Origin of the sequence: Phenylobacterium sp. (genome assembly GCF_031984885.1) — a bacterium.
In the GTDB taxonomy this organism is placed as follows: domain Bacteria; phylum Pseudomonadota; class Alphaproteobacteria; order Caulobacterales; family Caulobacteraceae; genus Phenylobacterium.
Window position 1 is genome coordinate 16,060 of sequence record NZ_DAMABV010000020.1, and the last position, 10,596, is coordinate 26,655.

General features: G+C 71.0%; 13 protein-coding genes. 2 read left to right on the forward strand and 11 right to left on the reverse strand.

Features of this window, described 5'->3' with window-relative positions:
- Window positions 1–308 precede the first annotated feature (308 nt).
- Genes RTL41_RS19490 through RTL41_RS19515 form a run of 6 tightly spaced genes read right to left on the reverse strand, consistent with a single transcriptional unit; the run spans window position 309 to window position 4,364 of the window.
- Window positions 309–635, reverse strand: coding sequence for a phosphoribosyl-ATP diphosphatase (locus RTL41_RS19490; RefSeq protein WP_312166893.1), 327 nt, complete (start codon window positions 633–635; stop codon window positions 309–311).
- Window positions 632–1,399 carry an imidazole glycerol phosphate synthase subunit HisF gene (gene hisF / locus RTL41_RS19495; RefSeq protein WP_312166894.1) on the reverse strand — a complete coding sequence of 256 codons (768 nt, stop codon included), beginning with the start codon at window positions 1,397–1,399 and terminating at the stop codon, window positions 632–634. Before hisF ends, RTL41_RS19490 begins: the two co-directional genes overlap by 4 nt.
- Window positions 1,400–2,122: a 1-(5-phosphoribosyl)-5-[(5-phosphoribosylamino)methylideneamino]imidazole-4-carboxamide isomerase gene (hisA, locus tag RTL41_RS19500; protein ID WP_312166896.1), complete on the reverse strand. Its 723-nt coding sequence runs from the start codon at window positions 2,120–2,122 to the stop codon at window positions 1,400–1,402.
- The gene (gene hisH, locus RTL41_RS19505) at window positions 2,119–2,751 is read right to left on the reverse strand and encodes an imidazole glycerol phosphate synthase subunit HisH (protein ID WP_312166898.1); all 633 of its coding nucleotides are present in this window, start codon (window positions 2,749–2,751) and stop codon (window positions 2,119–2,121) included. Before hisH ends, hisA begins: the two co-directional genes overlap by 4 nt.
- Window positions 2,752–2,764: 13 nt before the next feature.
- A complete protein-coding gene (gene hisB / locus RTL41_RS19510; RefSeq protein WP_312166899.1) occupies window positions 2,765–3,355 on the reverse strand; it encodes an imidazoleglycerol-phosphate dehydratase HisB in 591 nt (196 codons plus the stop codon).
- A gap of 19 nt (window positions 3,356–3,374) precedes the next feature.
- On the reverse strand, window positions 3,375–4,364 hold the full coding sequence (locus RTL41_RS19515) for an adenosine kinase (RefSeq protein ID WP_312166901.1): 990 nt from the start codon (window positions 4,362–4,364) through the stop codon (window positions 3,375–3,377).
- 129 nt (window positions 4,365–4,493) lie between these two features.
- Here RTL41_RS19515 and RTL41_RS19520 point away from each other — a divergent pair, with 129 nt between their 5' ends.
- Complete coding sequence (locus RTL41_RS19520) at window positions 4,494–4,778, forward strand: hypothetical protein (RefSeq protein WP_312166903.1); 285 nt, start codon at window positions 4,494–4,496, stop codon at window positions 4,776–4,778.
- Between the two features lie 4 nt (window positions 4,779–4,782).
- On the opposite strand, the gene RTL41_RS19525 is transcribed toward RTL41_RS19520, so the two are convergent.
- The 4 genes from RTL41_RS19525 to nth form a co-directional block, all read right to left on the reverse strand.
- A complete protein-coding gene (locus RTL41_RS19525) occupies window positions 4,783–6,795 on the reverse strand; it encodes a PBP1A family penicillin-binding protein (RefSeq protein ID WP_312166905.1) in 2,013 nt (670 codons plus the stop codon).
- A gap of 92 nt (window positions 6,796–6,887) precedes the next feature.
- Entirely contained in the window at window positions 6,888–7,013 is a 126-nt protein-coding gene (locus RTL41_RS19530; protein WP_312166907.1) for a hypothetical protein, read from the reverse strand.
- A gap of 90 nt (window positions 7,014–7,103) precedes the next feature.
- Entirely contained in the window at window positions 7,104–8,015 is a 912-nt protein-coding gene (gcvA, locus tag RTL41_RS19535; protein ID WP_312166908.1) for a transcriptional regulator GcvA, read from the reverse strand.
- A gap of 28 nt (window positions 8,016–8,043) precedes the next feature.
- Window positions 8,044–8,712 (reverse strand): endonuclease III, encoded by a 669-nt coding sequence (gene nth / locus RTL41_RS19540; protein WP_312166909.1) that lies wholly within the window; start codon window positions 8,710–8,712, stop codon window positions 8,044–8,046.
- An 86-nt stretch (window positions 8,713–8,798) separates the two neighbouring features.
- Here nth and RTL41_RS19545 point away from each other — a divergent pair, with 86 nt between their 5' ends.
- Window positions 8,799–9,269 carry a DUF2244 domain-containing protein gene (locus RTL41_RS19545; protein ID WP_312166911.1) on the forward strand — a complete coding sequence of 157 codons (471 nt, stop codon included), beginning with the start codon at window positions 8,799–8,801 and terminating at the stop codon, window positions 9,267–9,269.
- Window positions 9,270–9,281: 12 nt separating this feature from the next.
- On the opposite strand, the gene hslU is transcribed toward RTL41_RS19545, so the two are convergent.
- Entirely contained in the window at window positions 9,282–10,586 is a 1,305-nt protein-coding gene (gene hslU, locus RTL41_RS19550; RefSeq protein WP_312166912.1) for an ATP-dependent protease ATPase subunit HslU, read from the reverse strand.
- Window positions 10,587–10,596: the final 10 nt, after the last annotated feature.

Here is a 10,596-nt window from a genome sequence, read left to right on the forward strand (position 1 = left end):
ACGCGCCTGGGATCGCCGGCGGACCTCGGCGTCTATGGATGGCCGGGACCTGGCGGCCCGGCCATGACGAGCTATGGGGAAAGATTCATATGCGATCGCCCCGCCCGTTCGGCTTTCGGGCGTCATCCAGTCAGTTGAGCTTTTGGGGCGGGGCGGCGCCTCATTCGTCAGGCGCGGCGCGAATGGGTCCCGGACAAGCCCTGCGGGCTTTCCGGGATGACACGGGAAGCAGACCCGCGACGAAGGCGACAGAGGCGCGCTCCACCCCTCGCATCGCGCCATCCGCCCCACGGCGCCTTCGTGGGCGCCTATTTGGGGCGCGAGGCCTTTTCGGCCAGGCCGGACACGCCCTCGCGGGCTTCGAGCTTGGCGGCGACGTCGTCGAGGCTGACGCCGGCGCGGGCCAGCAGCACCAGCCAGTGATAGATCAGGTCGGCGCTTTCGGCGGCCAGGCCGTCCTGGTCGCCCTGGGCGGCGGCGATCACCGCCTCGACGGCTTCCTCGCCGAACTTCTTGGCCGCGCGCTCGATCCCTTCGGACAGCAGCTTGGCGGTGTAGGAGCTGGTCGGGTCGGCGCCCCTGCGGGCCTCGATGGTCGCGGCGAGCCGCTCGAAGGTCTCGGAGAAGCGGCTCATGCGGGCTCCGTGATGCGGACCGGGATGTGGGCCCTGGCCATCTGGCGCTTGACCTCGGCGATCGAGACCTCGCCGAAGTGGAAGATCGAGGCGGCCAGCACGGCGTCGGCGCCGCCCTGGGTGACGGCCTCGACCATGTGCTGGGCGTTGCCGGCCCCGCCCGAGGCGATGACCGGCACGTTGACCGCGCTGGTCACGGCCTTCAGCAGGTCGAGGTCATAGCCGGTCTTGGCGCCGTCGCGGTCCATGGAGGTCAGCAGGATCTCGCCGGCCCCGCGCTTCACGGCGTTCACGGCGTATTCGACCACGTCGAGCCCGGTGTCGGTGCGCCCGCCATAGGTGAACACCCGCCAGCCATCGGCCGTGCGCTTGGCGTCGATGGCCACGACCACGGCCTGGGAGCCGAAGGCGTCGGCGCAGGCGCTGATCAGGTCCGGGTTCTCGACCGCGGCGGTGTTGACACTGATCTTGTCGGCGCCGGCCAGCAGCAGCCGGCGGGCGTCCTCGACCTGGCGGATGCCGCCGCCGACGCTGAGCGGCATGAAGCAGACGTCGGCGGTGCGGGCGATGACGTCGAGGATCGCGCCGCGCCGCTCGTGGCTGGCGGTGATGTCGAGGAACATCAGCTCGTCGGCGCCGGCGGCGTCATAGGCGGTGGCCTGTTCGACCGGGTCGCCGGCGTCGCGCAGCGAGACGAAGTTCACGCCCTTCACCACGCGGCCGTCCTTGACGTCCAGGCAGGGGATGACGCGCACCTTCAGCATCTAGGCGGCGACCTTCAGGGCTTCTTCCGGCGAGATCGCGCCGTTGTAGAGCGCCCGGCCGAGCACGGCCCCGGCGATCGGCACGCCCTTGCGGGCCTTGATCTTGATGATGTCGTCGATGCTGGCCAGGCCGCCGGCGGCGATGACCGGGATCGCCACCGCGTCGGCGATGGCGCCGAAGGCCTCGACATTGAAGCCCATGACCGTGCCGTCGCGGTCGATGTCGGTGATGATCAGGGCGCCGACGCCGGCGTCCTCGAAGCGCTTGGCCACGGTGACGGCGTCGAGGTCGGAGCTCTCGGTCCAGCCCTGGGTCGCGACCTTGCCGGCGCGGACGTCGACGGAGACGGCGATCTGCTCGGGCCAGAGGCGCGCGGCCTCGCGGACGATCTGCGGCTCGGTCACCGCGACGGTGCCGAGGATGACGCGGCTGACGCCCGCCTCGATCCAGCGCTCGACGTCCTTCAGGCTGCGGATGCCGCCGCCGAGCTGGACCGGGATCGAGACCGCCTCGAGGATCGCCTCGACGGCCTTCTCGTTGACCGCCTTGCCCTGCACCGCGCCGTTCAGATCGACGACGTGGACCCAGTGGAAGCCGGCTTCCACGAAGCTGGTCGCCTGGGCGGCGGGCGAATTGTTGAACACCGTGGCGGTGTCGAGGTCGCCGTGCAGGACACGGACGCACTGGCCGTCTTTGAGGTCGATGGCCGGATAGAGGATCACGGTCGCCACTCCAGGAAACGCGCCAGCAGGGCGATGCCGGCGCTTTGCGACTTTTCAGGGTGAAATTGTACGCCCGCCACATGGCCCCTGGCGACGGCGGCCGGGAACTTTCCGCCATGGTCGACATAGGCGGCCACGTCGGCGGGATCGTCCGGGAAGAAGGCGAACGAATGGGTGAAGTACATGGGGGCCTCGCCGACGCCGGCGATCGGCGCGGGGCCGTGCGGGTCGATCAGGGTGTTCCAGCCCATGTGCGGGATCTTGGCGGCCGGGTCGGTCGGCTCCACGCGGCGCACGTCGCCGGGGATCCAGCCGAGGCCGGGGGTCTCGCCGAACTCCAGGCCGCGGGTGGCCAGCAACTGCATGCCGACGCAGACGCCCAGGAACGGGCGGCCCTTCTCCTGGACGGCGATGGTCATCGCCTCGATCAGGCCGGGACGCTCGGACAGCGCCGTCATGCAGGCGGCGAAGGCGCCGACGCCGGGCAGCACGACCCGGTCAGCGGCGGCCACGACGTCCGGATCGCTGGTGACGATGATCTGGCTCGTTCCCGCCGCGGCGCGGACGAGGGCCTTTTCGGCCGAGCGCAGGTTGCCCGACCCGTAGTCGATCAGGGCGACGCTCTGCATAGGGGATACTTTCCTACAGGACGCCCTTGGTCGACGGGGCGCGACCGTGGGACTTGGGGTCGAGTTCGACGGCCGCGCGCAGGGCGAGGCCCAGCGCCTTGAAACCGCTTTCGGCGATGTGGTGGCTGTTGTCGCCGTAGAGGGTCTCAAGGTGGATGCAGGCGCCCGAGTGCATGGCGAACGCCTGGTGGAACTCCTTGAAGAGCTCGGTGTCGAACTCGCCGATCTTCTGCGTCTTGAAGGCGACCTTCCAGATCAGATAGGGCCGGTTGCAGAGGTCGAGGGCGCAGCGGGTCAGGGTCTCGTCCATCGGGACATAGCCGTGGCCGAAGCGGCGGATGCCCTTGAAGCCGTCCAGCGCCTTGTTGATCGCCTGGCCCAGGACGATGCCGGTGTCTTCCACGGTGTGGTGGAAGTCGATGTGCAGGTCGCCCTTGGTGCGGACATGGAGGTCGACGCCGGCGAAGCGGGCGAAGCTGTCGAGCATGTGGTCGAAGAAGCCGACGCCGGTCTCGACATCGGCCACGCCGGAGCCGTCCAGATCCACGCGAACCGTGATCTGGGTCTCCTTGGTGTTGCGGACCACTTCCGCGGTGCGGGCCATCCCTGAAAGTCCTTTGGCCTTAGAGTCCTTTTGACGCCGCGAGATCCTTCAGGCTGACCTGAGGACGCGGGCCGTAGTGCGAGATCACCTCGGCCGCCGCGAGCGAGCCGAGCTGGCCGCAGACATTGAGCGGCCGGCCGGTCGCGAGGCCGTACATGAACCCGGCTGCGTATTGGTCGCCCGCGCCCGTCGTGTCCACGACTTTCTCGACCGGGAAGGCGGAAACCTCGAAGGTCTCGCCGCCGGCGGCGATGACCGAGCCCTGGGCGCTGCGGGTGACCGCGCAGATCTTCACCTTGGAGCGCAGCGCGTTCACCGCCGCGTCGAAGTCGTCGGTCTGGAACAGCGAGGCGACCTCGGTGGCGTTGGCGAACACCAGGTCGACCTGGGTCTCCAGGAAGCCGAGCAGCGCCTCGCGGTGGCGTTCGACCACGAAGCCGTCCGAGAGGGTGATGGCGATCATCCGGCCCGCGCCATGGGCCAGGGCCGCGGCCTTGGCGAAGGCCCGGCGGGCCGCCTCGGCGTCGAACAGGTAGCCTTCCAGGTAGACGATCCTGGCCGCCTCGACGACGGCGGCGTCGATGTCGTCCGAGGCGAACTCGGTCGAGGCGCCCAGGAAGGTGGACATGGTCCGCTCGCCGTCGGGCGTGACGTTGATCATCGACACCGCCGTGGCCTTGCCGTTCAGCAGGGGCGGGGTGTCGAAGTGGGCGCCGATGGCGCGCATGTCGTGGGTGAAGACCTTGCCGAGCTGGTCGTCGGCGACCTTGCCCAGGAACGCGCCGCGGCCGCCGAACGAGGCGAGGCCGGCGACGGTGTTGGCCGCCGAGCCGCCCGAGGCTTCCAGGCCCGGCGCCATGGCGGCGTAGAGCGAGGCGCTGCGCTGCTCGTCCACGAGCATCATGGCGCCCTTGTCCATGCCTTGCTGGATCAGGAAGTCGTCGGTGGCCGGGGCGATCACGTCGACGATGGCGTTGCCGATGGCGGCGACGTCGTAGAGCTCGGTCATGCTGGGAAGGTCGGCTTTCGCTGAAACGGACCTCGCCTCCTACAGGGAAAGCCGGGGCAGGGAAAGCCCAGGCGGGGGCAACCGCCTCCGGTCCCGAGTGTTCACTCTGGGCAACCCCGGAGGACCACAATGGCGATACTGAAGCGCGACAAGCCCAAGGCGCAAGGCCGGTCGATCGGCTCGGGCGCGGCGGCGGCCGACGCCGCCGTCGAGGGCCGCCCGCAGATGGGCGACCACCGGAGCGAGGCGCCGCACGCGCGCACCGCCGCCAAGCCGCTGGGCAAGAACGAGAAGCCCGATCAGCTCGCCGAGAAGGAAAAGCGGGCGGAAGACCGGCAGGAAGCGCTGCTGGACGAGGGATTGGAAGAGAGCTTCCCGAGCAGCGACCCGGTGAGCGTCAAGCGCATCACCTGACCCCTCAGTAGGGGATCTCCGACCAGTCGGCCTCCGGCTCGGCTTCGGCCGCCGCCGGAAGGCCGGCGTCGGTCGCCATGGCGTTGTGGCGCACCGGGCCGAAGGCGTTCTGCAACGGGGCCGGCGGTTCGGGCTCCTCGACATAGAGCGGCGGCGGCAGGGCCGGGAACCAGTCGAACTCCAGGTCGGGCAGGCCGCGGTGGGCGCCGGCCATGAAGTCGCGCCAGATGTGGGCCGGGACCTGGCCGCCGGTGACCCGCGCCATCGGGCGGCTGTCGTCGTTGCCGACCCAGACCGCGCAGAGCCAGTCGGGCGTGAAGCCGACGAACCAGGCGTCGCGGTGGTCCTGGCTGGTGCCGGTCTTGCCGGCGGCCAGCCGGCCGAACGCCGCCTCGCGGCCGGTGCCGGCCAGGATCACGCCGCGCATCATCTGCACCATCTGGGCGGCCTGGTAGGTCGGATAGATCGGGACCGCGGCGCTGGGCGGGCGGATGTAGAGCAGCTTGCCGCGGGCGTCGGTGATCCTGGAGACGAGATAGGACGAGGTCTTGCCGCCGCCGCTCTGCAGCACCTGATAGGCGCCGGCCAGCTCCAGGGGCGTGACCTCGTAGGCGCCCAGCGCCACCGAGCCGCCGGGATGCTCGGGCACGCCCGACAGGCCGAACTGCCGGGCCAGGGCCCCGACCTTGCCCAGGCCCGCCTCGCGCGCCAGCCGCACGGCGACGGTGTTGATCGACAGTTGCAGCGCCCGCTGGACCGAGACCTGGCCGTGATAGCCGCCGCCGTAGTTGCCCGGCCGCCAGCCGCCGATGCGGATCGGGGCGTCCTGGCGCCAGTCCATCGGCCGCACGCCGTGATCGAGCGCGGCCGCCCAGACGATCGGCTTGAAGGCCGAGCCGGGCTGGCGGCGGGCCTGGGTGACGCGGTTGAACGGGCTGGCGGCGTGGTCGACCCCGCCGATCATGGCGCGGATCGCGCCGTCGGGGGCCAGGGCGACGAGGGCGGCCTGGTAGGCGCCGCGGCGATAGCCCTCGCGGGCCATGGTGCGGCGGACGATGTGCCCGGCGATGGCCTGGGCCTGGGGATCGACGGTGAGCTGGATGACCAGGTCGGGGGTGGCGCCGCCCAGCCGCTGGCGGGCCTCGGCGGCGGCGGCGTCGAACGCCCAGGCCATGTCGCCCTCGCCGTCGGCGGCGAGCCGGGCGAGGGGAGGGGGCGGGCCGGCCGCCGCCTGGGCGGTCAGGGCCGGGTCGATCCAGTTCATCTCGCCCAGCCGGCGCAGCACGAGCTGGCCGCGCGCCCAGGCGGCCTGCGGCGCGTTGGCCGGCGACAGGCGGGTCGGGGCGCGGGGCAGGCCGGCGAGGACGGCGGCCTCCGAAAGCGTCAGGTCCTGCGGGGCCTTGCCGAAATAGGTCTCGGCCGCGGCCGAGAGGCCATAGGCGCGGCCGCCGAAATAGATGCGGTTGAGGTAGAGCTCGAGCAGGTCGTCCTTGCTCATCATCCGCTCGAGCCGGGCGGCCAGCAGCACCTCCTGGACCTTGCGGCGCAGGGTCTGGTCGGGGTTCAGGAACAGGTTGCGGGCCAACTGCTGGCTGATGGTCGAGCCGCCCTCGACCACCGCCCCGGCCCGGGTGTTGACGCTCAGGGCCCGCAGGACGCCGCGCAGGTCCATGGCGCCGTGCTGGTAGAAGCGGCGGTCCTCGATGGCCAGGAAGGCCAGCGGCACGTGCTGGGGCAGCTCGGCCAGGCGCACGGGCGGCCCGTGGCGCGGCCCGCGGCGGCCGACCACCTGGCCGTCCGGCCCGACGAAGGTCAGGCCGGGCGGGCGGCCCATGGACCACAGGGCCTCCTTGTCCGGCACGGCCGGCAGGTCGTGCAGGAAGGCGCGGTCGAAGGCGAACCAGCCGCCGAGGCCGACATTGGCCAGGATGAAGACGGTCAGCACCGCCGCGCGCCAGTTGATCGGCGGCGGGCGCAGGCGAAAGCGTTTCGAGTTGGCGGCGGGCGGGGACGTCACGCCCCGATCTTTGCAAGCCGCGCGCCAGGAGTCTCGCGGCGGCGCGGAAGGGGGCGGGCCGGCTCAGGAGGAGGGAAGCCGGCCCGCGCTCGTCAGGCCGCGCCCAAGAGCGCGATCGCTGCGGGGGCGGCGATCACGGCGACAGCGAAGACGAGGATCAGGTCGCGCAGCAGCTTGGTGCGCGAAATCTCGATCGATTGAGGATAGGTGCAGGTCACGGGGAGGCTCCTACAACGGCGGACGCCCGTAATTTCCCAGATTTGCTGCGCTGCGACAAACGAGCTTAGCGCCCGTCAGTTGACTTCAGATCACTCGGCGAAGGCCAGGCCGTCGGCCAGGGCCTGTTCGAGCAGCCAGGCGCGGAAGCGGCGGATGTTGGGCTGGTCGGCCTTTTCCGGCAGCGACAGAACCCAATGGCTGAAGGGGCTGGGCAGGGTCAGGTCGAAGGGCTGGACCAGCCGGCCGCTGGCCAGGTCGTCGATCACCATGGCCTTGTGCGCGAAGGCCATGCCGCGGTCGGACAGGGCGGCCTCGACGGCGAGGTAGGTGTTGGAGAAGCGCGGTCCCGGATTGGGATCGACCCGGTCGGCCCCGGCCGCCTTCAGCCAGTCGGCCCAGTCGGGCTCCTCGGGCAGCATCAGCACGTCGTGCAGCAGGGTGACGCCGTGCAGGTCGTTGGGATGGTTGAAGGGGCCGTACTTCTCGATCAGGCCGGGGCTGCACACCGGCGCCATCAGGGTGTCGAACAGGTGGGTGACGTGATGGCCGGGATAGGGGCCGCGGCCCAGCCGGATGGCCACGTCGATGTTCTCGCGCGCGAGGTCGGCGGGCAGGTCGGAGGCGGCGACCAGGATCTGGACCTCGGGATAGCGGCGCTGGAAGTCGTGCAGCCGCGGCACCAGCCAGCGGGCGGCCAGCGAGTGCAGCACGGTCACCACCAGCGGGGCGTCGCGCTTGGAGCGCACGGCGTCCACCGCCGACTGGATCGTCGAGAGCCCCTGGCGCACGCCGACCGAAAGCTGCTCGCCGGCCTCGGTCAGGCGGACGGCGCGGTTGAAGCGGTCGAACAGGCGCACCTCCAGCTCGGCCTCGAGCCCCTTGATGTGGCGCGAGACCGCGCCCGGGGTGATGGCCAGCTCCTCGGCGGCGCTCAGGAAGCTGCCGTGGCGGGCGCAGGCCTCGAAGACCCGCAGGGCGTTGAGCGGCAGATGGTGGGCCATGGCCTTGAGGGAGATGGGGCTCGCAGGTTCAGACGAACAGGATCTTGGACGGGCAGAGGTCGGCGACCGGGCATTCCCCGCACCTGGGCCGCCGGGCGACGCAGGTGTAGCGGCCATGCAGGATCAGCCAGTGGTGGGCGCGGGTCAGGTAGGGCTCGGGCACGATGGCCATCAGGTCGGCCTCGACCTGGTCGGGGGTCTTGCCGGACGAGAGCTTCAGGCGGTGGGCGACCCGGAAGACGTGGGTGTCGACGGCGATGGCCGGTTCGACCCGCAGCTCGTTGAGCACGACGCTGGCGGTCTTTCGCCCGACGCCGGGCAGCGCCATCAGGTCCTCGCGGCTCAGCGGCACCTCGCCGCCATGCTGCTCGACGATGATCCTGGCCGCGGCGATGACGTTCCTGGCCTTGGTGCGGAAGAGGCCGATGGAGCTGATGTACGGGATCAGCCCCTCCTCGCCCAGGGCCAGCATCTGCTCGGGCGTGTCGGCGACCGCGAACAGCCTGGCGGTGGCCTTGTTGACGCCGACGTCGGTGGCCTGGGCCGACAGGGCCACGGCGACCACCAGGGTGTAGGGGCTGTCGTAGTTCAGCTCGGTGCGCGGGTCGTCGCTGAGCGACAGGAACCGGTGGAACAGCTCCTCGACGCGGGCTTTCTCGGCGGGCGACAGGCGCTTCTTGGTGACGGACTTGGCCATGGCGCGGCGACCATCGCCCGCGTCGCGCGCGCCGCCAAGAGGCGCGGGCTTTGCGCAGCCGTTTTCGGCGCTAGACTGGGCCCCCGATGGACAGCCTCGTCTACATGGACGCCGTGATCACGCCCAACCGCTCGCTCTCGCAGCGGGGCTTCGTGGTGCTGATCGGCATCGTCACCCTGGTCAACTGCCTGGCCGCCGCGGTCTTCCTGTCGATGGGCGCGACCTTCGTGCCGGTGTTCCTGGGCCTCGACGTGCTGGCGGTGATCGCCGCCTTCGCCGCCAGCTACGCCGCCGCCAAGAAGATCGAGCGGGTGCTGGTCACCGCGCGCGAGGTGCGGGTGGTGCGCGAGACGCCCAAGTCCAGCCAGGTGGTCTGGGAAAGCCCGACCGCCTTCACCCGCGTCGCCCTGGAGATCGACGAGGACGACGTCGTGCATGGGGTGCGGCTGGCGATGTCGGGCCGCCACGCCAGCGTCGCGGCGGCGCTCAGCCCGGTCGAGCGGGCCGACTTCGCGCGGGCGCTCGAGCGGGCGATCTACGCCGCGCGACGGGGCTGAGGCCGGCCGGCCCTAGAGGATGAACCGGCTGAGGTCGGTGTTCTGGGCCAGGCCCCCGACCCGCTCCTTCACATAGGCCGCGTCGATGTTGACGGTTTCGCCGTCGCGGTCTGAGGCGGTGTAGCTGATCTCCTCCAGCACCTTTTCCAGCACGGTCTGCAGCCGGCGGGCGCCGATGTTCTCGACGCTGCCGTTGACGGTGACGGCGGCGTCGGCCAGGGCGTCGACGGCGTCCTCGGTGAACTTCAGGGTGACGCCCTCGGTGGCGAGCAGCGCCTGGTGCTGGCGGATCAGGTTGGCTTCCGGCTCGGTGAGGATGCGGCGGAAGTCGTCGCGGGTCAGGGCCTTCAGCTCCACCCGGATCGGCAGGCGGCCCTGCAGCTCGGGCAGCAGGTCCGAGGGCTTGGCCACGTGGAAGGCGCCCGAGGCGATGAACAGGATGTGGTCGGTCTTCACCGGGCCGTACTTGGTGGAGACGGTGGTCCCCTCGATCAGCGGCAGCAGGTCGCGCTGCACGCCTTCGCGGCTGACGTCGGCGCCGGCGCGTTCGCGGTTGGAGGCGACCTTGTCGATCTCGTCCAGGAAGACGATGCCGTTGTTCTCGGCCAGCTCCAGGGCCTCCTGGGTCAGGGCCTCCTGGTCCAGCAGCTTGTCGCTTTCCTCGGCGATCAGCGGGGCCCAGGCGCCGGAGACGGTGGTCTTGTGGGTCTTGGTGCGGCCGCCGAAGGCCTTGCCCATCATCTCGCCGAGATTGAGCATGCCCATCTGGGCGCCGGGCTGGCCGGGAATGTCGAACATCGGCATGCCGCCGCCGGTCTCGGCCAGGGTCAGCTCGACCTCCTTGTCGTCCAGCTCGCCGGCGCGCAGCTTCTTGCGGAAGCTGTCGCGGGCGGCGGTGGAGCCGGGGCCGGTCAGGGCGTCGAGCAGGCGCTCCTCGGCGGCGGCCTCGGCGCGGGCGCGCACGGCGGCGCGGCGCTTGTCGCGGACCATGGCCATGGCGCTTTCCACCAGGTCGCGGACGATCTGGTCGACGTCGCGGCCGACATAGCCGACCTCGGTGAACTTGGTGGCCTCGACCTTCAGGAACGGCGCCTGGGCCAGCCGCGCCAGGCGGCGGGCTATCTCGGTCTTGCCGACCCCGGTCGGGCCGATCATCAGGATGTTCTTGGGCGTCACCTCGTCGCGCAGGTCGGCGGGTACGCGACGGCGGCGCCAGCGGTTGCGCAGGGCGACGGCGACGGCCTTCTTGGCGTCGGGATGGCCGACGATGTAGCGGTCGAGCTCGGAGACGATCTCGCGGGGGGAAAACTCAGTCATGGCCCGCTAG